The 24068-nt window shown below is 70.4% G+C and carries 26 protein-coding genes, 1 tRNA gene and 1 pseudogene; 12 read left to right on the forward strand and 16 right to left on the reverse strand.

Features of this window, described 5'->3' with window-relative positions:
• Nucleotides 1-22: 22 nt before the first annotated feature.
• The 4 genes from AB0C35_RS00865 (at nt 23) to AB0C35_RS00880 (ending at nt 4450) form a co-directional block, all read left to right on the forward strand.
• Nucleotides 23-1597: a fused response regulator/phosphatase gene (locus tag AB0C35_RS00865; protein WP_358449016.1), complete on the forward strand. Its 1575-nt coding sequence runs from the start codon at nt 23-25 to the stop codon at nt 1595-1597.
• A 557-nt stretch (nt 1598-2154) separates the two neighbouring features.
• On the forward strand, nt 2155-2820 hold the full coding sequence (locus AB0C35_RS00870; protein ID WP_358449018.1) for a class F sortase: 666 nt from the start codon (nt 2155-2157) through the stop codon (nt 2818-2820).
• 1 nt (nt 2821) lies between these two features.
• Nucleotides 2822-4282, forward strand: a complete 1461-nt coding sequence (locus AB0C35_RS00875; RefSeq protein ID WP_358449020.1) for a glycosyltransferase family 2 protein — start codon at nt 2822-2824, stop codon at nt 4280-4282.
• A 3-nt stretch (nt 4283-4285) separates the two neighbouring features.
• Nucleotides 4286-4450, forward strand: coding sequence for a hypothetical protein (locus AB0C35_RS00880; protein ID WP_358449022.1), 165 nt, complete (start codon nt 4286-4288; stop codon nt 4448-4450).
• 29 nt (nt 4451-4479) lie between these two features.
• Here the strand turns inward: AB0C35_RS00880 and AB0C35_RS00885 are convergent, their stop codons facing one another.
• Together AB0C35_RS00885 and AB0C35_RS00890 are read right to left on the reverse strand one after the other, a co-directional pair.
• Nucleotides 4480-5145: a hypothetical protein gene (locus AB0C35_RS00885; protein ID WP_358449024.1), complete on the reverse strand. Its 666-nt coding sequence runs from the start codon at nt 5143-5145 to the stop codon at nt 4480-4482.
• The gene (locus AB0C35_RS00890; protein ID WP_358449026.1) at nt 5139-5861 is read right to left on the reverse strand and encodes a MerR family transcriptional regulator; all 723 of its coding nucleotides are present in this window, start codon (nt 5859-5861) and stop codon (nt 5139-5141) included. The genes AB0C35_RS00885 and AB0C35_RS00890 overlap by 7 nt, the downstream gene beginning before the upstream one ends.
• 306 nt (nt 5862-6167) lie before the next feature.
• Here AB0C35_RS00890 and AB0C35_RS00895 point away from each other — a divergent pair, with 306 nt between their 5' ends.
• A complete protein-coding gene (locus AB0C35_RS00895) occupies nt 6168-6452 on the forward strand; it encodes a hypothetical protein (protein WP_358449028.1) in 285 nt (94 codons plus the stop codon).
• A 96-nt stretch (nt 6453-6548) separates the two neighbouring features.
• On the opposite strand, the gene map is transcribed toward AB0C35_RS00895, so the two are convergent.
• Nucleotides 6549-7373 (reverse strand): type I methionyl aminopeptidase, encoded by an 825-nt coding sequence (map, locus tag AB0C35_RS00900; protein ID WP_358449030.1) that lies wholly within the window; start codon nt 7371-7373, stop codon nt 6549-6551.
• Between the two features lie 77 nt (nt 7374-7450).
• On the opposite strand from map, the gene AB0C35_RS00905 reads away from it, so the two are divergent.
• Nucleotides 7451-7720, forward strand: a complete 270-nt coding sequence (locus AB0C35_RS00905) for a helix-turn-helix transcriptional regulator (RefSeq protein ID WP_358449032.1) — start codon at nt 7451-7453, stop codon at nt 7718-7720.
• A gap of 80 nt (nt 7721-7800) precedes the next feature.
• On the opposite strand, the gene AB0C35_RS00910 is transcribed toward AB0C35_RS00905, so the two are convergent.
• On the reverse strand, nt 7801-8124 hold the full coding sequence (locus AB0C35_RS00910; RefSeq protein ID WP_358449034.1) for a hypothetical protein: 324 nt from the start codon (nt 8122-8124) through the stop codon (nt 7801-7803).
• Between the two features lie 341 nt (nt 8125-8465).
• Here AB0C35_RS00910 and AB0C35_RS00915 point away from each other — a divergent pair, with 341 nt between their 5' ends.
• From AB0C35_RS00915 to AB0C35_RS00925, 3 genes are all read left to right on the forward strand, one after another.
• Nucleotides 8466-8810 carry a hypothetical protein gene (locus AB0C35_RS00915; RefSeq protein WP_358449036.1) on the forward strand — a complete coding sequence of 115 codons (345 nt, stop codon included), beginning with the start codon at nt 8466-8468 and terminating at the stop codon, nt 8808-8810.
• Between the two features lie 337 nt (nt 8811-9147).
• Entirely contained in the window at nt 9148-9543 is a 396-nt protein-coding gene (locus tag AB0C35_RS00920) for a VOC family protein (protein WP_358449038.1), read from the forward strand.
• A gap of 172 nt (nt 9544-9715) precedes the next feature.
• A complete protein-coding gene (locus AB0C35_RS00925; protein ID WP_358449040.1) occupies nt 9716-10105 on the forward strand; it encodes a hypothetical protein in 390 nt (129 codons plus the stop codon).
• Between the two features lie 239 nt (nt 10106-10344).
• Here the strand turns inward: AB0C35_RS00925 and AB0C35_RS00930 are convergent.
• Nucleotides 10345-10426 (reverse strand) — tRNA-Tyr (locus AB0C35_RS00930).
• A gap of 138 nt (nt 10427-10564) precedes the next feature.
• Between AB0C35_RS00930 and AB0C35_RS00935 the strand changes: the two genes are divergently transcribed.
• Together AB0C35_RS00935 and AB0C35_RS00940 are read left to right on the forward strand one after the other, a co-directional pair.
• Complete coding sequence (locus tag AB0C35_RS00935) at nt 10565-11053, forward strand: YajQ family cyclic di-GMP-binding protein (RefSeq protein ID WP_358449042.1); 489 nt, start codon at nt 10565-10567, stop codon at nt 11051-11053.
• Nucleotides 11054-11254: 201 nt separating this feature from the next.
• Nucleotides 11255-12028, forward strand: coding sequence for an N-acetylmuramoyl-L-alanine amidase (locus tag AB0C35_RS00940; RefSeq protein ID WP_358449044.1), 774 nt, complete (start codon nt 11255-11257; stop codon nt 12026-12028).
• A gap of 276 nt (nt 12029-12304) precedes the next feature.
• Here AB0C35_RS00940 and htpX read toward each other — a convergent pair whose 3' ends face one another.
• The 7 genes from htpX to AB0C35_RS00975 all read right to left on the reverse strand — a co-directional run bounded on the left by htpX (nt 12305) and on the right by AB0C35_RS00975 (nt 19615).
• Nucleotides 12305-13156, reverse strand: coding sequence for a zinc metalloprotease HtpX (htpX, locus tag AB0C35_RS00945; RefSeq protein ID WP_358449046.1), 852 nt, complete (start codon nt 13154-13156; stop codon nt 12305-12307).
• Between the two features lie 65 nt (nt 13157-13221).
• Entirely contained in the window at nt 13222-14715 is a 1494-nt protein-coding gene (locus AB0C35_RS00950; protein WP_358449048.1) for an NADH-quinone oxidoreductase subunit N, read from the reverse strand.
• Nucleotides 14715-16223, reverse strand: a complete 1509-nt coding sequence (locus tag AB0C35_RS00955) for an NADH-quinone oxidoreductase subunit M (protein ID WP_358449050.1) — start codon at nt 16221-16223, stop codon at nt 14715-14717. Before AB0C35_RS00955 ends, AB0C35_RS00950 begins: the two co-directional genes overlap by 1 nt.
• On the reverse strand, nt 16220-18187 hold the full coding sequence (locus AB0C35_RS00960) for an NADH-quinone oxidoreductase subunit L (RefSeq protein ID WP_358449052.1): 1968 nt from the start codon (nt 18185-18187) through the stop codon (nt 16220-16222). Before AB0C35_RS00960 ends, AB0C35_RS00955 begins: the two co-directional genes overlap by 4 nt.
• Entirely contained in the window at nt 18184-18585 is a 402-nt protein-coding gene (gene nuoK, locus AB0C35_RS00965; RefSeq protein WP_358449054.1) for an NADH-quinone oxidoreductase subunit NuoK, read from the reverse strand. The genes AB0C35_RS00960 and nuoK overlap by 4 nt, the downstream gene beginning before the upstream one ends.
• Nucleotides 18585-19154, reverse strand: a complete 570-nt coding sequence (locus AB0C35_RS00970) for an NADH-quinone oxidoreductase subunit J (protein ID WP_358449056.1) — start codon at nt 19152-19154, stop codon at nt 18585-18587. The genes nuoK and AB0C35_RS00970 overlap by 1 nt, the downstream gene beginning before the upstream one ends.
• Nucleotides 19151-19615, reverse strand: a complete 465-nt coding sequence (locus AB0C35_RS00975; protein ID WP_358449058.1) for a 4Fe-4S binding protein — start codon at nt 19613-19615, stop codon at nt 19151-19153. Before AB0C35_RS00975 ends, AB0C35_RS00970 begins: the two co-directional genes overlap by 4 nt.
• A gap of 204 nt (nt 19616-19819) precedes the next feature.
• Here AB0C35_RS00975 and AB0C35_RS00980 point away from each other — a divergent pair, with 204 nt between their 5' ends.
• Complete coding sequence (locus tag AB0C35_RS00980; RefSeq protein ID WP_358449060.1) at nt 19820-20686, forward strand: helix-hairpin-helix domain-containing protein; 867 nt, start codon at nt 19820-19822, stop codon at nt 20684-20686.
• A 54-nt stretch (nt 20687-20740) separates the two neighbouring features.
• Here AB0C35_RS00980 and AB0C35_RS00985 read toward each other — a convergent pair whose 3' ends face one another.
• The 4 genes and pseudogenes from AB0C35_RS00985 to AB0C35_RS01000 all read right to left on the reverse strand — a co-directional run bounded on the left by AB0C35_RS00985 (nt 20741) and on the right by AB0C35_RS01000 (nt 23766).
• Nucleotides 20741-21694: a complex I subunit 1 family protein gene (locus AB0C35_RS00985; protein WP_358449062.1), complete on the reverse strand. Its 954-nt coding sequence runs from the start codon at nt 21692-21694 to the stop codon at nt 20741-20743.
• The gene (locus AB0C35_RS00990; protein ID WP_358449064.1) at nt 21687-22256 is read right to left on the reverse strand and encodes an NADH-quinone oxidoreductase subunit C; all 570 of its coding nucleotides are present in this window, start codon (nt 22254-22256) and stop codon (nt 21687-21689) included. Before AB0C35_RS00990 ends, AB0C35_RS00985 begins: the two co-directional genes overlap by 8 nt.
• A gap of 575 nt (nt 22257-22831) precedes the next feature.
• Nucleotides 22832-23275: pseudogene (locus AB0C35_RS00995) on the reverse strand (NADH-quinone oxidoreductase subunit B family protein); the annotation flags it as partial.
• Between the two features lie 119 nt (nt 23276-23394).
• Nucleotides 23395-23766, reverse strand: coding sequence for an NADH-quinone oxidoreductase subunit A (locus tag AB0C35_RS01000; RefSeq protein ID WP_358449066.1), 372 nt, complete (start codon nt 23764-23766; stop codon nt 23395-23397).
• Nucleotides 23767-24068 lie beyond the last annotated feature (302 nt).

The raw sequence follows: 24068 nt of genomic DNA on the forward strand, positions 1-24068 counted from the left end.
AACCGCAGGCACGGGAGGACCGATGACGGATGCGGAGCCTTGCACCCTGGTCGTCGACGACAACGACACCAAGCGGTACATCATCGCCAGCTGGCTGCAGCGTGCCGGTCACACCGTCGTGAACGCCGCGACCGCCGCCGAGGCCCGGCAGCGGCTCGCCGAACACGACGTGAACCTGATCGTCCTCGACGTCAAGCTGCCGGACGCGAGCGGCATCGAGATGAGCGCGCAGCTCAAGGCGGACCCGGAGACCGCGTCCGTGCCCGTCATCCAGATCTCGGCCTGGGCCGTGGAGTCCACCGACCGCACGCACGGGCTGCGGCGGGGCGCCGACGCCTACCTGACCGACCCGATCGATCCGGACGAGTTCCTCGCGACGGTCGAGTCGGTCCTGCGCTACTCCCGGGCGCGGATACGGGCCGAGCGGATGGCCGAGCGGATGGCGGCGTTCACCCGCACGTCCCTCGCCATCAACGCCGCCGAGACCTTCGAGGAGCTGACGATGGTCACGGCGCGCGGCGCCCTCGAGATCTTCGGGGAGCCCGCGTCCGTGCTCGTGCTGCCGCCGGACGGCCGTCCCCGCCGCGCGGTCAGCCTGGACGGCCGCACCGAGCAGCGCGCGACCCCGGCCGGGGTGTTCGACCGGCTGCCCGGCCTGCTGGAACTCGGCGAGGAAGGCGGGACCGACGTCGTCCTCCTGCCGGCGAGGCGGTGGAAGTCCGTGCTGCCGGACGCGGTCGCCCAGGGTGACGTCGCCGTCGTGATGTCGCGTTCCAAACGCGGCGGCCCGCCGGTCTGCATCGGCATCGAGGCCCGCGGCGAGCCGGACGACGTGGACCTCAACATCCTGCGCCAGCTCGGTCAGGCGCTCGCCCTGGCGATGGGCGCGCTGCGGTCCTTCACCGAGCAGCGCCTCATCTCGCTGACCCTGCAGCGCAGCCTGCTCCCGTCGGTGCACCCGTCCATCCCCGGCTGGGCGTTCTCGGTCCGCTACGAGCCCGCCAGCGAGCAGGCCGAGGTGGGCGGCGACTTCTACGAGGTGCTCGACCGCGGCGACCACGTCCTGGTCGCCATCGGCGACGTGCAAGGGCACTCGCTGCACGCGGCCACGGTGATGGCGGAGATCCGGCACGCGCTGCGCGCCTTCGCCGACGAAGGCCACGACGCCGTCACGATCCTGCGGCTCCTGAACGGCGTCATGCTGCGCTACCACGACGACCAGACCGCCACGATGTGCCTGATGACCGTGGATCCCCGCACCGGGGCCGTGCAGGTCGCCAACTCCGGGCACCTCGCGCCGCTGTTCATCAACGAGGGCCGGGCCCGCTACGGCGCGGGCGGCGGGGTGCTGCTCGGCTTCCCCGCGGACCGGGTGGCGATCGAGGAGGCCGAGATTCCGCCGGGCGGGACGGTGGTGCTGATCACCGACGGGCTGATCGAGGACCGCGGCATCCCCCTGTCGGACAATCTGGAGCGGCTGCGCACCATCGCCGTCCCCGTCGACGACGACCTGGAGACGTTCAGCGACCGCCTCATCTCCGAGTTCGGCCACCGCGAGGACGACGTCGCCCTCATCGCCCTCCGCCGCTCCCTCTGATCACACCGACCGGCCCTGCCGTCCCGACCGTCCCGAACGTGCCGCGCGGGCGAGTTTCGGAGGCGGGTTTCGGACAGGCATCGGCGGGGTCAGCCGAAGGTTCCGCCGACCGATGTGCGTGTGTTCCGGCCCGGAGGTGCACTGCTCAAGGGGCGGCCGATCGCCTGGCGCGGGTGCGTCACCGATCATTTTCGGTTCACCCAAGAGGCCGCTTCCGGTCAGCGATCTTTGTATCCACCTCCGCATTGGCCCTCCGGAGGCGTCTCGCGGCACCGGACCACCGCCATCGGGGCCGCACACCGCCAGATCCATGGTTTTTGCAGGTCAGAGCCATGATCGCGGCGAGACGCCGGAGGGCTTGGTCCACCCGCCGATACGGCGGGCCTTCCCTCCGGGAGAACCAGTCGGAGATCATGTCGCCACATCACGGACATGCCTCCCACCTGCGGCTTTAACCACTCCAATCCCCAGATGTTCACCCTGTGCGGCTAACGTTCGATCGTCACCGCCGCTTGCCGCGGAACACCCATCGGTCCGGCCGCGAAGGAGTGCGCCCCGTGAAGGGTCATGGTCAGCGCCCACGCGCCCTGGCGGCCGCCGCCGTCGGGCTGTCCGGCCTGGTCGCGGCGGCATTCTTCGCGTTCCAGGCGGTTCAGGGGCACCCGGCCGACGCCGCTCCGCCGACACCGCCGGCGCCGGACGCGACCAGCGCGGCCGAGGCGCCCGAACCCTCCACCGCACCCGCTCTACCGCGCTCGGCGCCGCTGCGGCTGGACGTGGCACGGATCGGCGTCCGGACGCCGCTGATGCCGCTGGCCAAGAACGCGGACCAGACCGTCGAAACGCCGCCGCTGAGCCGCGCCCAGGAGGCAGGGTGGTACCGGCTGGGTCCCCCACCCGGCAGCCGCGGCGCGTCAGTGATCATCGGGCATGTCGACACCGCGAGCGGACCGGCGGTCTTCTCCCGGCTGGGCGAACTGCGCCCCGGCGACCTGGCCCGCGTGCTCCGCGCCGACGGCCGCACCGCCGTGTTCCGGATCGACTCGGTCGAACGCTTCGACAAGGACCGGTTCCCCACCCGGCGCGTCTACACCGACCCCGGCTACCCGGCGATCCGCCTGATCACCTGCGGTGGACGCTTCGACCGCGGCAGCGGCCACTACACCGACAACGTCATCGCCTTCGGCCACCTGGTGCGTCCCGGTGGCGAAGGAGCGGCCTGACATGCACCCGCACCACGACCCGTTCGCGGGTGAGGTGACCCGTCCGCCCGTCCCCGCCGGGCGCGCCCGCCCAGGACGTCACCGGCTCGCCCGGCACGCCGGACCCGCCGCCCCGTCCCATGTCGCGCGGCCTTTGACCGCGCCCCCGTCCGGGCATCTGGCGTCCCCGGCGGCCTGGGGCTCCCCTGCCGCCGCCCCGGCGCCGACGGCGACCATCCCCGACCGGCTCGCGCCCCTGATCGCGCCCCCGCCGGTGCGGCGCCGCCCGGCCGCACCGCCCGCGCCCCCGCAGGGGCGGCACCGTCCGGCCGCACCGCCCGCGCGCCCGCCCCGGCGCGAACTCCCCCCTCCGGCCCCGGCACCCGCCGGCAAGGGGCGGGACGGCAAGCGCGACCTGCCGCCGGCCCGCGCGGACGCGATGCGTGTGACGGTCCTGATCCCGGCGCACAACGAGGCCAAGCAGATCACCGAGACGATCGCCTCGCTGCGCCGCCAGGAGCGGCCCCCGGACCACATCGTGGTGATCGCCGACAACTGCACCGACGCGACCGCCGCGTTCGCGCATCTGTGCGGCGTCGAGATCGTCGGCACCCGCGGCAACCGGCACAAGAAGGCCGGCGCGCTGAACCAGGTCCTCGACCGCCTCCTGCCGATCTTCGGCCCGGACGACGCGGTCATGGTGATGGACGCCGACTCGGCGCTCGACCCGGGCTTCATCCGCCACGGCATCGACTACCTGGCCGGCGGCCGCTACGCCGCCGTCGGCGGCACCTTCACCGGCAAGCCCGGCGGCGGGGCCGTCGGCATGTTCCAGCGCAACGAGTACGCCAGGTACGCCCGGGACGTGCGGAGGCTCCAGGGCAAGGCCCTCGTCCTGACCGGTACCGCCACCATCTTCCGCGCCACCACCCTGCAGGAAGTGGTCGCCGCCCGCCGGAAGGAGCGCCTGCCCGGCCTTCCGCACGTCTACGACGTCCGGGTGCTCACCGAGGACAACGAGCTGACCCTGGCCATCCTCCATCTCGGTTTCCGCATCCTGTGCCCACCCGAGTGCACGCTCACCACCGAGGTGATGCCCACCTGGAGGGAACTGTCCCAGCAGCGGCTGCGCTGGAAGCGCGGCGCCCTGGAGAACCTCCTCGACTACGGCTGGACGCCGATCACCCGCCCCTACTGGGGGCGGCAGCTGCTCTCCCTGATCGGCATCCTCGTGATCACCGCCTACCTGTCATCGATCGCCTACTCGGCCATCTGGCTCGGCGGCATCCAGATCAGCCCGATCTGGGCCGCCATCACGGTGATCTTCATGGTGGAGCGCGTCGTGACCGTCCGCCGCCGCGGCACGGTCCAGATGGCGCTCGCCGCCACGATCGTCGTCGAAATGATCTTCGACGTCTTCCTCCAGCTGGTCCAGGCCCGCGCCTTCTGGCAGGCGGCCTGGCGCAAAGAAAGGAAATGGTGAGTCATGTACAACACCCCTCCCATCGGCGGAGTCGCCGCGGGTTTCGGCGGCGCCGCCGCGGCCTCGCCTTGGCTCGGTGTGCAGGCCCTCTGGATCGGCCTGGCCCTGTTCACCGTGGTCTCCGCGGGCCTGGCCGTGAAGCGCATCCTCCCCGCCCGCAAGGGCTGACAACCCCCACCGGACGGCCCCTGGCAGCGTCAAAGCCGCTCGGGGGCCGTCCCGTGCACCGCCCCGAAGCCGGAGCCCAGGACGGCCTTCGGGTCGTCGGCGAAGAAACGGATCGTCCGCACCTCGGCCCGCCGGCCCAAGGGCCGCACGGCGGTGATCGGCTCGTCCAGCTCAACGACAACGTTCGTCTGGGACGACACGGCCACCGCCAGGCGCTCGTCCTCGACCCGGACCATTCCGCTCTCGTTGAAGTTGCGAGCAAGCCGCACCGACGCGATCCGTTCACGCGGAACTCGCAGGTCGAAGAAGGCCCCGTACCGAATCCGCAGCTCATCGTCCGACACAACGTGCGGCCGGGTGACACACGCCGCGATGACCGCCAGGACGATCAGGACCGAGTACAGATCGACCATCAGGATCACCGCGTGCAGACCTGAAGGCGCGTCGAGTCCCCGCAACAGCAACTCGGCCCCGACGGCCTCCAAGGCCATCACGAACAGAAACGCCAACTGCACGGTCAGCTGCCCACCCGCATAACTCACAGGGACCGCGCCCGGCGGCACCCCATGCCGGCGACGCACCACGAACAAGGCCAGGCTGACCAGCCCCTTCAGGTCGAACCCCACGACCCTGCGCACCGGCCCAGGCACCAGCCGGCCGACACTCCGGAACGCGGCCCGCGCGACCGTCAGCACGACCGCTCCTTCAACATCGCCACAAGGACCCGGAAGACCTCCCTCTGGGCGGCGGACATCTCGTCCAGCCACCCGCCCTCCGAACCGTGCGCGACCATGAGCGCCGCCATCTCCCCGGTCAACTGCCCGGCGAGATCCGCCGCGAGCCCGGCCACCCGCGGATCGTCCGGCCGCGCCTCCGCGAGCTCATCGAGCCGCGCATAGATCCCGGTGTCCCGCGCCGTCTTCATGAGCGGACGCAGCATCGCCAAGAACTCGTCCCGCTCATCCGGCCCGGCGGCCGTGTCGACCAGCGCCAGCATCTCCCGGTCGAGCTCGGCGAACCGCGACCCCGGCGGCAGCCCCCGCAGAGCCTCCGCCATCTCCGGCGAAACCGCCGAATCGGGCCGCAGCTCCGCCTCCTCCAGCAGCACCGCCAGCCGCGCCCTCCGCGCCCCGATCGCCTCCTGCTGCCTGGCCAGATCGGCGTCCAGCTCGACGAGCACGTCCCGCAGCTCCCGGCCCCGCTCGTCCGCGAGGACGTCCCGGACCTCGTCCAGCGACAGCCCCAGCTCCACGAGTCTCCGCACCCGCGCCAGGACCACGGCGTCCTTCAGCCGGTACTCCCGGTACCCGTTCGAGAGCCGCAACGGCTCAGGCAACAACCCCAGATGGTGGTAGTGCCGCACGGTCCGGGTCGACACCCCGACCAGCGCGGCAAGCTCGCCGATCCTCATGCCCCCATTACAAACCTTGACGCCACGTCAACCTCAAGCCCAACCGACCCCCGTCGGCCGGCCGTCCTCGCCCCGCCTTCGCCAGACCCACATGGCAGGACCTGAAAGCCCCTATGCCACCGCTGCTGCACAAAGGTCTCACTTGACCGGCAAAAGAACCCGATTACCCCCGCGGCAAGAGGACCAAAACACACGGGCCCGACCGAAGCGACGGCCGACGGTTGGCCTATCTAGGCCACCCACAGTTTCACTACCCCGCGCCCGCTATGATCGTCCGGCTTTGTCACAAACATGTCGAAGGACATCATGAATATCGACTTCAGTGCCGACGCCACTTTCTCGTGGTACGTCGTGTTGTTGCTGCTGTCCGGCATCGTCATGCTGGTCATCGCGGCCATCGGAGGCGGTCAGAGCGTCGGCCCGCGACTCCTCAACGCCGTGTTCGGCGTGGGCTTCCTCGGCTACGCCGTCTATCTGGGATTCATCTTCGAGGGTGGCGAGTACGCCATGTTCCTCTACGCATTCATCCTTCCGGTCCTCATGCTCTTCAAATTCGTGGGAGCGCTAGCCGGCCGACGCCAAAGTGCCTAGTACCCCAGCAGCAGGATGTCGTCGCCGTATTGCGGCGCCCGATAGGAATCCGGGCGCAACGGTCCGCCCACGCGAGCCGACAACGCCACTGGAGCATCAGGCGTCCTTTGCGGACAGCCGAGCCGGCGGATCCGCTCTCATTACAGCGCGGTCCGATTCACGCCGGGTGAGCACCAAGGGGCCGTCCTCGGTGATGGCCACCGTGTGCTCGGAGTGGGCCGTACGCGAGCCGTCGGCCGACCGGATGGTCCAGCCGTCGGGGTCGTAGACGATCCGGTCGGTCGTCTGGGCCAGCCAGGGTTCGAGCGCGAGGGTCAGGCCGGGGCGGAGCGTGAGGCCCCGCCCCGGCCTGCCCTTGTTCGACACGTGGGGCGCCTCGTGCATGCTGCGACCGAGGCCGTGGCCGCCGAACTCGTCGTTGACCGGATAGCCGTAGTCACGGGCCACCGCCCAGATCGCCGCCGAGATGTCGCCCAAACGGTTGCCCGGGCGCGCCATCTCGATCGCCGCCTCCAGCGCCTCCTCGGTGGCGCGAATGATCCGCAGGTCCTCCTCGGCGGCCGTCCCGACGACGACCGTGCGCGCCGAGTCCGCCACCCAGCCGTCGACGCCGACCGCGAGGTCCGCACTCAGAACGTCACCGTCCCGCAGCACGTAGTCGTGGGGCAGGCCGTGCAGGACGGCGTCGTTGACCGACAGGCAGATGACGTTGCGGAACGGCCCCCTGCCGAAGGACGGCGCGTAGTCCCAGTAGCACGACTCCGCCCCACGATCCTTGATCATGGCGCGCACGTGGTGTTCCAGGTCCAGCAGGTTGACCCCCACTGCGGCGAGCCGGCCGACCTCCGTGAGCACCTCGGCGACGAAACGCCCGGTCACATGCATCCGCTCGATCTCCGCGGGCGTCTTCAGTTCGATCACGAGTACCTCACGTACTGGGTGGTATTTCTATACCGACACACTAGACGGTATAGAAATACCATTCCTATCCTAGGGACATGGTCCGCCAACCGCTCACGCCCGAACAGATCGAAGCCGGCAGGCGTCTCGGCGCCCTGCTGCGCCACGCGCGGGCAGAACGCGACCTCGCCGAAGTCGCCCACGCGGCCGGCATCTCACCGGAAACCCTGCGCAAGATCGAGACCGGCCGCCTGCCCTCCCCCGGCTTCGGCACGATCGTCCGCCTCGCCGAGGCGCTCAACGTACCAATGCAGGAACTGGCAGCCACCTGGCGAGGCAGCAACCAACCACTGGAAGCCGCCTCCTAGCGCCGCTCCGGAGCCGCATATAGACAGTAGCCGGTTCACCCGACTACGAGTTCACCCTGAACCGGACACGAGTTGGACGCTCAATCCCGGGTGCTGTTGACAGGGAAGAAGCGTTCCGTGCCCGCCATCCACGCGGCGAGGGCGAGCGCACCTGTCTCGAACGCAACGAGATCGGCGTTCCAGCGAGGGTCTGCGGGCGCGTCCCCGGCCCGCCGCGCCCGGCGCAACAACGCCACACCCGCCGCAAGGTTCAGCCCCGCCCATACGGCGTTGACAGCCGGCCCGGAATCCCGCCCTGCCAGCGGCGTCAGATGCCGTCGCCCGGTGACCGCGGTGGCCAGATGCGGCGCGACGTTGGCAACCAGGGCTCCGGCAATGAACGACTGGATACGCGATGACTTCATCCCAAAACGCTAACGCCACCCTCAGCCCGTCAGCACATATCCACCACACGACGACCGTAAAGCGCCACCCGCAGTCAGAAGGACCGAAAACAGCCCCTGACCGGATCGCGCCTGGTCAGAGGCTGTTTCAGCGCGTGTAACGGGTCCGGGACCTGAGAAGGCTAAGCCGACGGACCTATTGCGTCATGGGTCTAGGATGCTCGCCTCTCCTGGCCTGCACTCCGCTGGTTCCCCGTGCGTGGGCTGTCCCGACAGATTCCGCGTACTTCCGGATCTTGCTTCGCTGCTAATCCCACTGTCCAGCGTCAATCCCTGACCGCACCTTCTGAGACACTACGCCCGTGTCCTTCGATCTGTACTTCTGGAAATCCGCAGCTGGCGAACCCGACGAGATCTGCGATCGGCTGGCTGACGAGGATGTCGATGGAGTGGACCCGAGTCCGGATGTCGAACGTTTCAGGTCAGAGCTGCTACGCCGCTGGCCAGACCTCGCGGATCGGATCTCTCCTTGGGCACCCGACCTGGACTGGCGACAGCCGTGGGGCCGCGAAGATATCGCGCCCTACTTCGTGACACTGACCTTGTCCTTCGGCACCAAACCGAGTGCGCCACACGACATCGTGGCCTTGGCTCGCGAACACAGCTTGGTGACCTACGATCCTCAAACCGGCGAAACGGTCCGATGATCCAAGCGGCCCCGTTCGGCCGATGATCGGTCACACAGCAGTATCCGCTTAATAGTCTTTGATGGCTTGTGCCTGATTGGCGGACACTCCGCACCACTCACCCCCGCCTGAGCTTCTCCCTTCTGCCATCGTCCCGCGCATCCGCGCTGCTGGGCCAGGGCCAAGGGTGACGGGAGGCTCAGGCACCTCCCAGGCCCCAACGACCGTCGCAGGCTCGGCCTGAGCTTCCCAGAGTCAGAAGCTTCGCAGGAGGCGTATTCGAACGGTTCTCGCGATGCAGTGCCCGGTGCCTGCCGCTTACTGTGGCGCATGTCAGCTTCACCGCCGAGGAGCCCGCATGGTCACTACGCTGCCCCTGTTCGCTGTAACGATTGACTGTCCGGACCCGGCGGGGCTTGCGCGGTTCTATAGAGCGTTCTTGGGCGGCGAATTGTCCTTCTCTCCCAATGAGGACTTCACAGCGCTCGTCGTCGACGGCAGTGTTCGCCTCGATTTCCAGCGCGTTGCGAATCCTGCACCGACGCGGTGGCCTGAACCAGGTGCCGCGCGTCGGCTGCATTTGGATTTCGTGGTCGATGATCTCGATCAGGCCGAGAAGCACCTACTCGGCATCGGCGCAGTGTTAGCCGACTTCCAACCGGGCGGCAGGAGGTATCGGGTGCTGTTCGATCCGGCCGGGCATCCGTTCTGCATCGCCACCAGGTCCGCCGCGTCCATCCGCGAACACGCGTAATGCAGAGTTCACGATCCTCTACCCAAACGGTGAGTCGATCGCCACATGCCCGGACGTCCCACCCGAGCTTCCCCGACCACCAACTACTGTCACGAACACGTCCATGCTTCCCAGAACCGAGTGCACCCGCCGGAGGCAGATGCGGCCGATCGAGTCGGTAGACGGAGCAGGGATGAGCGACGCAGAGGTCTTGGGTGCCTGGTGGCGCTCGATGGTTGATCACGCTCGGCAGGCGACCACCGTCCGGGCATTGTGGTTCGGCCTCGTGGAGTTGGCGGAAGCCGAGGGCGCCAGGTGGCATCTGTACGTGGGTGGGTGCCGGGAGTTCGATCGGGAGGATGACTCATGCGACTGGGCCGCTGAGCCTGCCTGGTGGCCGGAGGAGCGCTATCTGTTCCTGGCCGGCTTGAACGACCCTGCGGGGAACGGTGCAGAAGCGATGCTGGCTCATGCGGCGGACATGGTGCGCTCTCTGGCTCCTGAGCAGTCTTGGCCCGGCCTCCTGGAAGGTGTTGCGGTCGGCTTTGATGACGGTGATTTCGTGCTCACCTGGACGGCGTAGCGGCGACGCGTAACCCGTGACCGCCCGCAGCTGGCGAACCGGGAGAGCGCTTCGCTATGCGCGGCCATCCGGTGACCGGCGCCCACGCCGCACGCTCCGGGCGGCCAGGCGCATCCCGCGTATGTTCCGGAACCGGTGACATCCGGGTGCGTTCGGTGGCGGCTTGGCTTCATGCGGGGATCTTGGAAAGCGAACAGCCTCCGACCGTTTGCACTGGTCAGAGGCTGTTTCAGCTGGGGTGGCGGGTCCAGGATTCGAACCTGGGTAGGCTAAGCCGACGGATTTACAGTCCGCTCCCATTGGCCACTCGGGCAACCCGCCGTGGCGTCGCTTGCGCGACGGCACTGGAAAGAATAGCGGACCGTGGGAGTGGGTGTGACATCGAGGTGGACGGGCCTGATCTGGGGGAGTCGCTACGCTCTCTGATCAAGAAGCTGCTGCTGAGGGGATGTGTGTGGCATGGCTGATTCCTCGTTCGACATCGTGAGCAAGCTCGACCGGCAGGAGGTCGACAACGCGCTGAACCAGGCCGCCAAGGAGGTGGCCAACCGGTTCGACTTCCGGAACGTGGACGCGGGGATCAAGTGGTCGGGTGAGTCGATCGAGATCCAGGCGAACACGGAGGAACGGGCGAACGCGGTCCTTGATGTGCTGAAGGACAAGCTCGTGAAGCGGGGGATCTCGCTGAAGGCGATCGACCCGGGCGAGCCGAAGCTGTCGGGGAAGGTGCACAAGCTGGGCGTTGGCCTGAAGGAGGGCATCGCGCAGGACGACGCGAAGAAGATCGGGAAGATCATCCGGGATGAGGGGCCGAAGGGGATCAAGGCCCAGATCCAGGGAGACGAGTTGCGGGTCAGTTCGAAGAAGAAGGACGACCTGCAGGACGTGATCGCGCTGCTCAAGGGCAAGGACCTTGATGTGGCGCTGCAGTTCGTCAACTACCGGTGAGGTGTGCGGGGCGCGGCCTGTTCGCTGGTGGCCGCGCCCCGCGGCATAGGGTGCGGGGCTTCTTCTCCAGCTCCGGCCGATGTTGATTTGTGCCGTTGTGCGACCGGCCGGTGGCGGTGTGTCATGCCGACTGGGTCGTTCGGGGTCCTGAGAGGCGGATGCGCGACTATCATCACCGGCCTCGGAGCCTAGGAGGTAGGCGTGGACATCATCAGCCGGTCGGAGTGGGGCGCCCGGTCGCCTCGCAACCGGCAGACCGTGAGCTGGTCGCAGCGCACCGAGTTCGTTGTGCACTACTCCGAGGGGCCTACCAGCCAGTCGGTGCGGTCCATCCAGGACTTCCACATGGACGGCCGCGGATGGGCCGACATCGGCTACAACTTCCTGGTCGACGTCAAGGGCCGGATCTACGAGGGTCGCGGATGGCTGGTCATCGGTGCGCACGCACCCGACCACAACACGTCCGGGATCGGCGTGTGCATGATCGGCCGGGACGGCGATGCGACGGCCGCGGCGAAGCGGTCGATCCGGTGGGTGTACGACGAGGCCGTCCGGCGGAGGGGCCGGTCCTTGAAGAAGCTCGGGCACAGGGACGTGTACGCGACCTCGTGCCCGGGTGACGAACTGTACGCGTGGGTGCGGGCGGGGATGCCCGCATCCGGATCGGAGGACGACATGCCCAGTGCGGAAGAGATTGCCACGGCGGTGTGGAAGCACAAGATCAGCAATCAGTTCCGGACGGACGGCAACGGAAATCCCCGGATGGTCGCGGCCGAGGATTTCCTGGAGTACTCCGACGCGCACCACGACGCGGTGATGGCCCGTCTGAAGGCGCAGGGCGCCGCGATCGGCGAGTTGTCGCGTGCGCTCGCCGCACTGGCCGCCGACCGGGGGCAGACCGTGGACTCGGAGGCGCTCATCGCGCGGATCAACGGGGAGATCGACCGGGTCAGCGCCCAGCCGGACGCCGGCTAGCGGTCGCCGGAATGGTCCGGGGCATCCCGTAGCCTGGCCGTCGTCGGCGGGTGGGGAAGCCCTGCCGGCACAGAACGCCCCTCGTCCTCCTGCGGGAGGCGGGGGGCGTTCGCCAGGTCTGGGGCCGTTGGGAGCGCGCCGGCCCCATCCCCCGCAGAAGGGGCCGGCGCGTCCTGTGTTATGACGCGGCGGTGTCCGGATTGGTTCGGTCGATTTCGTCCGAGTTGTGGGCGACGGCCTGTGTCAGCGCTCGGTCGCGATCACCGGGGCGGTCGGTTAGCGGCGGCCGGCCATGCGTTCCAGGCGGGCGATCCGGTCGGCGATCGGGGGGTGGGTGGAGAACAGCTTGCCGATCCCGGCGCCGGAGAACGGGTTCGCGATCATCAGGGAGCTGGTGGTGGCGAGTTCGGGGTCCTGGGGCAGCGGCATCGCGCGGGTGCCGGCGTCGATCTTGCGGAGGGCGGAGGCGAGGGCGAGCGGGTCGCCCGTGAGGAGGGCGCCGGCGGCGTCGGCGGAGTACTCGCGGGTGCGGCTGATCGCCATCTGCACGACGGCGGCGGCGACGGGGCCGAGGACGAGGAGCATGAGGGCGCCGAGGAGGCCGGGGCCGTCGTCGTCCTCGGAGCGGCCCGGAATGAAGATCGCCAGGTAGGACAGGTAGGTGATGACGGTGGCGATGGCGGCGGCGACGGACGAGATGAGGATGTCGCGGTTGTAGACGTGGGACAGTTCGTGGCCGAGGACGGCGCGAAGTTCCCGTTCGTCCAGCATCTGCAGGATGCCGCGGGTGCAGCAGACGGCGGCGTTGCGCGGGTTGCGTCCGGTGGCGAACGCGTTGGGCTGGCGCGTCTCGGAGACGTACAGGCGCGGCATGGGCTGGTGCGCCGAGGTCGCGAGTTCGCGGACGATCCGGTACATCCTCGGTGCCTCGACCTCGCTGACCGGGTGGGCGCGCATGGAGCGCAGCGCGATCCGGTCGCTGAACGCGTAGGCGACTCCGTTGGTGCCGAGCGCGATGACCAGCGCGATGACCAGCCCGGTGCCGCCGCCGAGCAGATGGCCGGCGGCGAGCATCAATGCCGACAGCGTCGCGATCAGCGCTGCGGTCTTGACGCCGTTGAACTGCACTTCCGTTGCCTCCCCGTCGACTCCGGCATGAACATCAACGGTTTGACCTGGGTGAACGTTCCCGCTCAGGTGGCCTGTGACACCGTCTGCAGGACGATCTGGGGGGCGGCCGACAGCACCAGGGCGCCGGCGGCGGTGGCGGTGATGGCGGCGCGCACGGGAAGCCCGGGCGCGGCGTCGTAGGACGGCCCCGGCGCGGGCTGGAACAGGCGGGCGGCCCACACGAGGTAGTAGTACAGGCCGATCACCGTGTTGATCGCCATCACGACGGCGAGCCAGGTGACGCCGCCCGCGACGGTGGCGCGGAACACGACGACCTTGGCGAACAGGCCCATGACGCCCGGGGGCAGGCCGGCGAGGCAGATGAGGAAGAAGGCGAGGGCGGTGGCGACGGCGGGGCTGCGGCGGGCGAGGCCGCGGTAGTCGTCGAGGGTGTCCCAGGCCGGGCTGAGCCCGGCGGGGGCGCGGCGTCGGAAGCCGATCACGACGGCGAACGCGCCGAGGTTCATCACGGCGTAGAGGGCGACGTAGGCGGTGGTGGCGGCGACGGCTTCGGGGAGCCGGTTCGCGCCGACCGCGAGGGGCGCGAGCATGTACCCGGACTGCGCGACCGACGACCAGGCCAGCAGCCGGATCGCGGTCCGCTGCCGGAGCGCGAGGAGGTTGCCGAGCGTCATCGTGATCGCGGCGAGGACGGCGATGACCGGGCCCCACACGTGCCCGTACGCGGGAAGCCCGACGGCGAGGACGATCACGAGCCCGGCGAACCCGGCGGCTTTGGAGACGACGGACAGGAACGCCGCGACGGGCAGGGGTGAGCCCTGGTAGACGTCCGGCGCCCAGAAGTGGAACGGGACGGCGGCGACCTTGAACGCGAACCCGGCGAGGACGAGGACGGACCCGGCGACGGCGACCGGGTCGAGGTCGGCCGGGAGGTTCGCGAGGGCGGGGGCGATGCGGTCGAGGTGCATGGCGCCGGTCGCGCCGTACAGGAGGCTGACCCCGAACAGCATGAGCGCGGTGGAGACGACGGAGACGAGGAACAGTTTCAGCGCGGCCTCGGACGCCGTCCCGTCGTAGCGGCGCAGGGCGGTCAGCGCGAACACCGGCAGGGAGAGGGTCTCCAGCGCGACGACGAGGAGGACGAGGTCGCGGGCGGCGACGAGGGTCAGCGCTCCGATGACGGCGGCGAGGAGCAGGAAGTGGTACTCGCCGACGGGCATCTTGGAGTCGGTGATCTCCTGGAGGGAGAGCAGGACGACGACCACGGCCGCGCCGAGGACGATCCCCTGGAACAGGAGCGTGAAGTCGTCGGCGACGTAGGAGCAGGAGGCGGGGCCGTCGCCGCGCAGCCGGTCCGGGAGGCAGAAGGTGGCGCGGCGCTCGCCGCCGGCGGCGAGCGCGACGACGGCGATGAGCGCGGCGGCGAGGGAGCCGCCGCTGAGCAGGCCGAGGAGGCGGCGCGGCGCGTCGAAGGCGTCGGCGAGCAGCAGCCCGATCGCGGCGATGGCGAGGATCAGCGGCGGCGCGACCGCCGCGTAGTCGATGCTCTGGATCATCAGCCGCCTCCGAACAGCGCGCGGACGGGTCCGGTGGTCACGTCCAGCAGGGTCTTCGGCCACAGGCCGACCAGGAGCGTGAGCGCGATCAGCGGCGCCCAGGCGGCGTACTCCTGCGGGGAGACCGCCGCCGCGGGGCGGCGCGCCACGGCGGCGCCGTCGGCCGACCCGTGGGTGATCTTCGAGAGCATGCGCAGGAAGTAGGCGGCGGTGAGCGCCGCGCCGAGCGCCGCGACGGCCATGAAGGTGACGAACGTCTCGCGCGGCAGGTCGGCGTGCGGGCGGTACGCGCCGAGGAGCGCGAGCATCTCGCCCCAGAACCCGGCGAGCCCCGGCAGCCCGAGCGAGGCGACGGACGCGAACGTCAGGATCGACGCGAGGCGGGGGGACGTGCCGAGCATCCCGCCGCCGAGGGCGGTCATGTCGGTGGTGCCCCAGCGTTCCTTGACCGCCCCGGCGAGGAAGAACAGCAGGCTGGTGATCAGGCCGTGCGCGATGTTGCCGAACAGCGCCGCGTTGACGCCGACGGGGGTGAGGGTCGCGATGCCGAGCAGCACGAACCCCATGTGCCCGACGGACGAGAACGCGATCATCCGTTTGAGGTCGCGCTGGGCGAGGCAGGCGAGCGCGCCGTAGATGATCCCGATGACGGCGAGGAGGCCGAGCCACGGCGCCCAGAACCTCGCGCCGTCCGGTGCGAGCGGCAGCGCCACGCGGATGAGGCCGTAGGTGCCCATCTTCAGCAGCACCCCGGCGAGCAGGACGGACCCGACGGTCGGGGCCTCGGTGTGCGCGTCGGGCAGCCAGGTGTGCAGCGGCCACATCGGCGCCTTCACCGCGAAACCGATGCCCATCAGGGCGAACGCGGTGATCTGGATGCCGCGCGTCAGGCCGGACCCGTGCCGGGCGGCCAGCTCGGTCATGTCGAGGGTGCCGGCGGTGGCGCCGACGAGCAGCATCCCGGCGAGGAGGAGCCCGGAGCCGAGCAGCGTGTAGAGGATGAACTTGTAGGCGGCGGCGCGGCGTCCCGTCCCGCCCCACAGCATGATCACCACGTACATGGGGATCAGGACGGTCTCGAAGAACACGAAGAACAGCACGAGGTCGAGCGCGGTGAACGTGCCGAGCATGCCGATCTCGAGGACGAGCAGGAGCGCGGTGAGCAGCCGGATCCGGCCGCCTTCCGGCGGGTGCCGCAGCGTGTAGAGGAAGCACAGGAACGTCAGCAGCGCGGTCAGCACGACGAGCGGCAGCGAGATCCCGTCGACGCCGAGGTGGAACCGCAGCCCGATCGCGGACGCCCATTCCCGGTTGAGTTCGAGCTGCATTCGGGATGTGGCGCCGAAGTCGAACGCCGTCATCGCGGAGATGGCGACGAGCAGGGTCGCGCCGGACACGGCGGTCCCGAAGGCGCGGACGGCGAAGTCGGTGCGCAGGAACCGGTTCGCCGGGACGAGCATCGCCAGCGCCCCGAGCGCCGGGATCGCCATCATCAGCACGAAGATCACAGGAAGATCACCACCCCGGCCACGATGACGACGACGCCGGCGAGCAGGCCGGTCAGGTAGGACTGCGCGTTGCCGTTCTGCGGGGCGCGGAGCCGTTCGCCGAGGCGGACCGCGCCGCGTCCGGCCCCGGTGACGGCGGCGTCCACACGGCTCCGGTCGACGGCCACGACGTGACGTGCCAGGGCCTGAATGGGCCGGACGACCATCAGCGCGTACAACTCGTCCACGAAGAAGGCCCGCGCGAAGAGCGGACGGACCGGGCCAAGCGCGCGCGCAGGGTCCAAGGCGGGGTCACGGTTCCACAAGAGGTACGCACCGCCCGCCCCCACCGCGAGCAGCAGCAGGCTGAGCAGTGCCGCGCCCGGATGCGGCCGCAACTCCTCCGCGCCGAGCCCGAAGAAGCCGAGGATCGCGGCGGGGACGGCCAGGGCCGCGACCGTCCACGACATGACCTTCGACGGCTCGCGGATCTCGTACGAGCCGCGCGGCTCACCGAAGAACGTCATCAGCCACGTGCGCATCGCGTACGCGGCCGTCAACGCGACGGTCAGCAGCAGCCCCAGGTAGATCAGCCAGGCGACCCAGGCGGGCAGGGAGTACACGGCGGCCAGCTCGGGCATGGTGGAGCCGGGCAGGGGGCTGCCGTCCAGGGATGTCACAACGAGCGCGTACCTGGGACGGCCGTCCGGCAAGGGTTCGCCGCCGTGGAGGGCGGCGTGCTGGGCGGCCTCGATGACGGAGTCCTTGCTGAACCAGCCGCTGAGCGGCGGGACGCCCGCGAGCGCGGCCAGGCCGACCGTCATCGACCAGAACGTGATCGGCATGCCGTGCCGGAGCCCGCCGTAGTGGGCGAGCATGTTGGACCCGGCGACGACGATGACGCATCCGGCGGCGAGGAACAGCAGCGCCTTGAACGCGCCGTGCGTCAGCAGGTGGAAGATCGCGGCGGTGTCGGCGCCGACGGCGAGCCCGGCGGCCATCACGGCGAGCTGGCTGATCGTCGAGTACGCCAGGACGCGTTTCAGGTCGTCCTGCGCGAGGGCCGCGCACGCCGAGCCGACCATGGAGATCACCGCGGCGATTCCGAGGACGGCCAGCGCGGCGGGGGCCGCCCCGAACACCGGGAACAGCCGGGCGACGACGTAGACGCCCGCCGCGACCATCGTGGCCGCGTGGATGAGGGCGCTGATCGGCGTCGGGCCCGCCATCGCGTCCGGAAGCCAGGTGTGCAGCGGGAACTGGGCGCTCTTGCCCGCGACCCCGGCGAGCAGCAGCAGCGCCGCCGCCGTCACCGTCGCACCCGGCAGGTCCGCGGCGGTCCGCGCGATCTCCCGGATCTCGAACGTGCCCGCGCCGGCGCCGAGCACGATCACGCCGATCAGGAAGCCGACGTCGCCGAGGCGCGTCACCAGGAACGCCTTGACCGCCGCCCGCGAGTTCGCCCGCTCCTCCCAGTGATGGCCGATGAGGAAGTACGAGCAGATCCCCATGACCTCCCAGCCCGCGTACAGGACGAGGAGGTCGCCGGCGTAGACGACCAGCAGCATCGCGGCCGTGAAGAGGGAGATGAACGCGGCGTAGGACGAGTAGCGCCGATCCCCGTCCATGTAGGCGACCGAGTACACCTGGACGGCGAACGCCACGCAGCAGACCATGAGCGCGACGACGGCCGACAGCCCGTCCACCTGCAGCCCGACCCGGATCGGCACCGACCCGGTGTCGATCAGCGTGAGAACGCCGATCCGCTCCCCCGGTGACCGCCAGACGGCGAACGCGACGACCGCCGCGAGGACGAGCGACACCGCGATCGGCGCGCACGCGATGAGCGCGGGCCCGTTGCGGAGCGGCGCCGGCCGAGAGCCGGGGCCGCCGCCGAGGAGGCGCGTCAGGGACGGGCCGAACAGCATCCCGGCGAACGCGGCGAGGAACGGCAGCAGCGCCACCAGCGAGGCGAGCCAGATCACGGGGCGGCCTCCTCGACCGCCTCGGCCCGCGCGGCCGTTTCAGCCGGTTGGGTCGTGCCGGGCTGAGCGCCATGTTCGGGCGGAGGCGTCTCGCGTTCCGACAGGGCGCGGAGCCGGTCGACGTCGACGTTCTGCCGGTTCCGGAACACCAGCAGGACGATCGCCAGGCCCAGCCCGATCTCCGCCGCCGCGATCACGATGGTGAACAGCGTGAGGACCTGCCCGCCGTGCAGGCGGTCCTGGTACCAGACGTCGAACGTGACGAGGTTCAGGTTCACCGCGTTCAGCATCAGCTCGACCGACATCAGCACGAGGATCGCGTTGCGGCGCGCCAGCACCCCGTACACGCCGACGGAGAACAGCAGCGCGGCGACGATCGTCGGGTAGGCGAGATGCATCAGATCCCGTCCTCCTTCGCGTCGGCCGGGGGGTCCACGTCTTCCCCCCGCGCACCGGGCTCAGGACGTGGGCGGATGTCCGAACGCGACAGGACGATCGCGCCGACCAGGGCCGCCAGCAGCAGGACCGACAGGATCTCGAACGGAAGCACCCACGTCTGGAAGATGCTGGCGCCGAGCGCCTCCGCCGATCCGCCGCCGTCGCGCAGCGGCATGCGCACGTCCCGGAACCCCATGACCATCACCGTCACGAGGACGGCCGCGGTGGCGACGGCGACGGCCGCCGCGGCCCACCGGTTGCCGGAGTCCAGGTCGGCGGACTCCCCGATCGGCGCCCGGGTCAGCATGATCCCGAACAGCAGCAGCACGACGATCGCGCCGACGTAGATCAGCACCTGGACCCAGGCGACGAACTCCGCGGTCAGGACCAGGTAGCCGCCGGCGAGCGCGCCGAACGACACCACCAGCCACAGCGCCGCGTGGACGAGCCGCCGCGTCGTCACCACCAGGATCGCGGAGCCGACGGCGACGACGCCGAGCAGCGTGAACACGACCTCCTGGCCGCTCATGCGCCCGCCTCCGGCGGTGTGCGGGGCGTACGCGGGGTGCGCGCCGCGCGCTCCGCCGCCTTCTCCGCCGCGCCCACTTCCTTCGGCGGCTCCGCGGACGGGTCGTGGGCCTGCGGAGGCGGGACGGTCCACATCCACTCCCGCAGCCGCTCCTTCTCGTGCGTCAGCTCCGCGATGTCGTACTCGGCGTACTCGAACTCGGGCGTCCAGAACAGCGCGTCGAACGGGCAGACCTCGATGCAGATGCCGCAGTACATGCACAGCGCGAAGTCGATGGCGAACCGGTCGAGGACGTTGCGGGTCCGGGCGCGTCCGCCGCCCTCGGCGGGCAGGGTCTCCTTGTGCGAGTCGATGTAGATGCACCAGTCGGGGCACTCGCGTGCGCACAGCATGCAGACGGTGCAGTTCTCCTCGAAGAGCGCGATGACTCCCCGGCTGCGCGGGGGCAGGTCAGGTTGCACTTCGGGGTATTGACGCGTTATGGAACGCCGCGTCATCGTTCGCAACGTGACCGCCAGCCCCTTGGCCAGCCCGCCTCCTGGTAGCCGTCCCACGCGCCCCATGATTGCGCACGAACGCCGCCGGGGGAACGCAGCGGGCTCCGCGGACGTCCTACAGGGTGTGGACCGCGAGGTCGACGGCACGTTCGCCGGCAGGGAGGGCATGTGAGTCATCACGCCGATCGCCCTTACGGTCCCGAGCCCGGCCGCCGCCCCGGCCCGCATCCCGGCCACCCGGCGGGTGACGGCACGTCCAGCGGGAACGGGCCCGGCGCCTACCCGCCCGGCGTCCACGCGCCCGGCCCCCATTCGCCTTCGCCGCGGACGTACGGGCCGCCCGGCTGGCGTCCCCCGTACCCCGGTCCGCCGGTTCCCCCGCCCCCGCCGCCGCCCGTCCCGGTGCCGGAGACCGCGCGCGGCGTCCTGTGGGCGTTCGTGCCGTTCGTCACCCTCGGCTACGGGACGCCGTTCTCGTTCTTCTACGCGGCGGTCCGGCGCGGCTCGTGGGGCCTCGGCGCCACCGCCGCCGGGTACGGCTTCGGGACGGCCGCCGTCGTGACCATGCTTCAGGTCGGCAACCCGTTCCTCGCCGTCCTCGGCACGTTCGTGGCGATCCTGCTGTGGATCGCGGGGACCGGGCACGCGTTCGCCATCCGGTCGTCCGTCTTCCCCCGCGAGGTTCCGCGCAACCGCCGCAACCAGTACGCCATCGAGGTCGCCAAGTACCGGCGGACGCTGCGCGAGGAGGCCCGCGCGCTCGCCGCCGAGGACCCGGCGCTGGCCCGCGAGCTGCGGATCGGCCGTCCCGACGCGCCCCGCACCTACGACGACGGCGGCCTCGTCGACGTCAACCACGCGCCGCCGGAGATCCTCGCCGCGCTGCCCGGCATGACGCCCGCGATGGTGGAGCGCGTCGTCCGCCGCCGCGACGAGCAGGGCGGCTTCATGTCCGCCGAGGAGATGGCGGTGGACGCCGACATCCCGCCGGACGCCCTCCCGCAGATGGCCGAATACACGATCTTCCTGACCTGACACCGCGGCCGGCGCGGCGGCCCATCGCCGGCGCGGCGCCGTCCGGCCGCCGTGTTACAGGGCGACCTTGAGGACGCCCGTCAGGGCGAGCTGCGCCAGCGACAGCGGGACGAGCCAGACCCAGGCGAGCTTCTGCAACTGGTCCTCGCGCATCCGCGGGTAGCTGACCCGCAGCCAGATGACGCAGAACGCCAGCGCGCCCACCTTGAGCAGCGTCCAGAGCCAGCCCAGCTCCGTGTCGAGGAACGGGCCCTTCCAGCCGCCGAGGAACAGCACGGTCGTCAGCGCGCACAGCACCACGATCCCGGCGTACTCGGCCAGGAGGAACAGCGCGAACCGCAGCCCGCCGTACTCGGTGTACGGGCCGAAGATGATCTCGGAGTCGGCGACCGGCATGTCGAACGGGGGCCGGCGCAGCTCGGCGAGGCCCGCGACGAAGAACACCACGCCGCCGACCGCCTGCCAGGGTAGCCACCACCAGCGCCACTCCTCCGCGATGCCCGTCAGCGACAGCGTTCCCGCCGCCATCGCCACCGACGACGCCGCGAACACCATCGGCAGCTCGTAGGACATCAGCTGCGCCGCGACCCGCATCCCGCCGAGCAGCGAGTACTTGTTCGCGCTCGCCCAGCCCGCCATGATCGCGCCGATCACGCCGACGCCCATCACCGCGAGCGCGAAGAAGATCCCGGGCCCGAGGTCGAGCGCGACCTGCCCGTCCGGCCCGACCGGGATCACGAGCAGGACCAGCAGGTACGGGACGAGCGCCACGCCGGGGGCGAGCTTGAACACCCACCGGTCGGCGTCGCGCGGGATCACGTCCTCCTTCTGCGCGAACTTCACCCCGTCCGCGACGAGCTGCGCCCAGCCGTGGAAGGCGCCCGCGTACATGGGTCCGAGGCGGCCCTGCATGTGCGCCATCACCTTGTGCTCGGCCTGGCCCACCAGCAGCGGGAGCAGCGCGAACGCGGCGGCGACCAGCGCCAGCTTGACGACGATCTCAAGCATGGGGCCCCCAGTCGTCCGGCACCCCGGGCGGGCGGACGCGGCGGCGGCTGGGCGCGCCGTGGCCCGACTCGCCCGGTTCCTTGGCTCCCGGCCAGGGCTTGGCGACGCGGGAGGCGAGCACGAAGTCCTTGCGGAGCGGGTGCCCCTCGAAGCCGTCCGGCAGCAGCAGCGGGACCAGGTTCGGGTGGCCCTCGAAGAGGATGCCGAACATCTCCGACGTCTCCCGCTCGTGCCACTCGGCCCCCCGGTACACGCCCGTGGCGGTCGCGAGGACGGGGGCCCGCTTCGGGACGCGGGTGCGGATCAGCAGATGGTGGCGGCGCTCCAGGGAGTACACGTGGACGACGACGGCGAAGCCCTCGTCCAGTTCGTCCACCCCGGTCAGCCAGTCGAAGTATCCGCTGGACAGCTCGTCGCGCGCGAACGTCAGGGCGTCCACCCAGTGTTCCGGCGGCAGCCCGACGGCGAGGCCGCCGAACGTCTCCTCGGTGCTGATCTCGTCGCCGAAGCGGGCCGTCCAGGCCTCCGCCAGTTCCCGGCCGGCGGCCGGTTCGCCGCTCACTGGTCGCGCCCGATCTCGTCGTCGTGCCCGTCGTCGGTCAGGCCCGGGATGATCGACGGATCATGCTCGCCGCGCGGACGTCCGCGGGACCGTGCGGGATTCGCGGGAGCGGGCTCGTCCTCGACGGCCGGTACAGGGCGGGTCGATTCCTCGTCCTCGACGAGCGGCACGGGACGCGTGGGGTCCTCGTCCCCGACGGTCGGCACGGGGTGGGTCGATTCCTCGTCCTCGACGAGCGGCACGGGGTGCGTGAGGTCCTCGTCCTCGACGGCCCGGACCGGCAGCGTCACATCGTCGGCCGGATGAACGGCGGGCGGCGCGGCCGCGGATTCCTGCGTCTCCCCGAGGTGCTGGACGGGCATGGTCTCGTCCTCCGGCCCCGCCCCGTGGACCGGCTCGGCGGGCGCGGCGTCCTTCCCGGCCCGGCCGTCCTCGTCCGCGGCGTCCATCCAGCCTTCGATCTTCTCGTCCAGCAGGGGCGGTGGCTGGAGGGGGCGGCGCAGGACCGTCGCGGCCAGGGGGCGCGGCGGCGGAGGCGGCGTCAGCGGCTCCGCGCCGTTGTAGCGGTCGCCGAGCGACTCGGCGGCGATCTTCTCCTGCAGGTGGACGATGCCGTGCAGCAGCGCCTCGGGACGGGGCGGGCAGCCGGGGACGTAGACGTCCACCGGGATGATCTGGTCGACGCCCTTGGTCACGCAGTAGGAGTCCCAGTACGGCCCGCCGCAGTTGGAGCAGGCGCCGAACGAGATGACGTACTTCGGCTCGGGCATCTGCTCGTACAGGCGGCGCACCGCGGGCGCCATCTTGTCGCTGACCGTGCCCGAGACGACCATGAGGTCGGCCTGCCGGGGACCGGGCGCGAACGGGATGACGCCGAGCCGCATGAAGTCGTGCCGGGCCATCGACGTCGCGATGAACTCGATGGCGCAGCAGGCCAGGCCGAAGTTGAAGACCCACAGTGAATAGCGGCGGCCCCAGTTGAGCACGAACTTGATCGGCTTGGGAGCCAGCCGCGACAGCGGCCCGATGCTCGGCGGCGGTAGATCGATAGTGCCCACGGGAGCATTGTTACAGTCCCGCGGGATCTGGCCAGGGGTCCGGACGCGCGATCAGGCCGCTCGCCCCCGGACGGGGACCGTCAGACCCAGGACAGGACGCCCTTCTTGCCCGCGTACGCCAGCCCGGTCGCGAGGAATCCGAGGAAGACGAACATCTCGCCGAGCGTCGTCGCCCCGTAGCCGGGGGCGGAGAAGATCGTCGCCCAGGGGAACAGGAATACGGCGTCCACGGCGAACACGACGTACAGGTAGGCGAAGACGTAGTAGCGCACGTGCGAGTGCGCCCAGCCCTCGCCGACGGGGTCGACACCGCACTCGTACGTGGTCAGTTTCTCTGCGGTGGGGCGATTCGGACGAAGCATCCGGTTGGCGGTGAGCCCGCCGCCGACGATCCCGACGCCCACGAGGAGCAGGACGACCACGACGATATATGTGTCGAAATAGTTATGCACCAGATCCTCCTCGTGTGCGTCTCATCCAGTATCCCCCCATGGAGACATGGGGAACTGTGACCTTGTACCTCCACCCCGGAGGCTCACAATGTCATGGTTTTACTGCACACTAGGCTTGGCATTGAGGTCAGTTTGACCTGGAAGGACGTGACCAGATGAGCAACCCCCCGCCTCCTCCGGGCTGGGAGTCCCCGGGCGGCGCATCCTGGCCGCCTCCGCCGCCGCCCGCAGGCCCGGGCGGGCCGGGTCCCGGCGGACCCGGATCCCCAGGCGGACCCGGCGGACCCGGCATGCCGCCCCCG

This window comes from Spirillospora sp. NPDC048819 (genome assembly GCF_040650055.1).
GTDB lineage: Bacteria > Actinomycetota > Actinomycetes > Streptosporangiales > Streptosporangiaceae > Spirillospora.

What these genes read in the sequence shown, in the direction of transcription:
- AB0C35_RS00865 (WP_358449016.1), top strand. Translation starts at nt 23, where the DNA reads ATGACGGATGCGGAGCCTTGCACCCTGGTCGTCGACGACAACGACACC.
- AB0C35_RS00875 (WP_358449020.1), top strand. Translation starts at nt 2,822, where the DNA reads ATGCACCCGCACCACGACCCGTTCGCGGGTGAGGTGACCCGTCCGCCC.
- AB0C35_RS00880 (WP_358449022.1), top strand. Translation starts at nt 4,286, where the DNA reads ATGTACAACACCCCTCCCATCGGCGGAGTCGCCGCGGGTTTCGGCGGC.
- AB0C35_RS00890 (WP_358449026.1), bottom strand. Translation starts at nt 5,861, where the DNA reads ATGAGGATCGGCGAGCTTGCCGCGCTGGTCGGGGTGTCGACCCGGACC.
- AB0C35_RS00895 (WP_358449028.1), top strand. Translation starts at nt 6,168, where the DNA reads ATGAATATCGACTTCAGTGCCGACGCCACTTTCTCGTGGTACGTCGTG.
- AB0C35_RS00905 (WP_358449032.1), top strand. Translation starts at nt 7,451, where the DNA reads ATGGTCCGCCAACCGCTCACGCCCGAACAGATCGAAGCCGGCAGGCGT.
- AB0C35_RS00910 (WP_358449034.1), bottom strand. Translation starts at nt 8,124, where the DNA reads ATGAAGTCATCGCGTATCCAGTCGTTCATTGCCGGAGCCCTGGTTGCC.
- AB0C35_RS00920 (WP_358449038.1), top strand. Translation starts at nt 9,148, where the DNA reads ATGGTCACTACGCTGCCCCTGTTCGCTGTAACGATTGACTGTCCGGAC.
- AB0C35_RS00925 (WP_358449040.1), top strand. Translation starts at nt 9,716, where the DNA reads ATGAGCGACGCAGAGGTCTTGGGTGCCTGGTGGCGCTCGATGGTTGAT.
- AB0C35_RS00935 (WP_358449042.1), top strand. Translation starts at nt 10,565, where the DNA reads ATGGCTGATTCCTCGTTCGACATCGTGAGCAAGCTCGACCGGCAGGAG.
- AB0C35_RS00950 (WP_358449048.1), bottom strand. Translation starts at nt 14,715, where the DNA reads ATGATCCAGAGCATCGACTACGCGGCGGTCGCGCCGCCGCTGATCCTC.
- nuoK (WP_358449054.1), bottom strand. Translation starts at nt 18,585, where the DNA reads ATGCATCTCGCCTACCCGACGATCGTCGCCGCGCTGCTGTTCTCCGTC.
- AB0C35_RS00970 (WP_358449056.1), bottom strand. Translation starts at nt 19,154, where the DNA reads ATGAGCGGCCAGGAGGTCGTGTTCACGCTGCTCGGCGTCGTCGCCGTC.
- AB0C35_RS00985 (WP_358449062.1), bottom strand. Translation starts at nt 21,694, where the DNA reads ATGCTTGAGATCGTCGTCAAGCTGGCGCTGGTCGCCGCCGCGTTCGCG.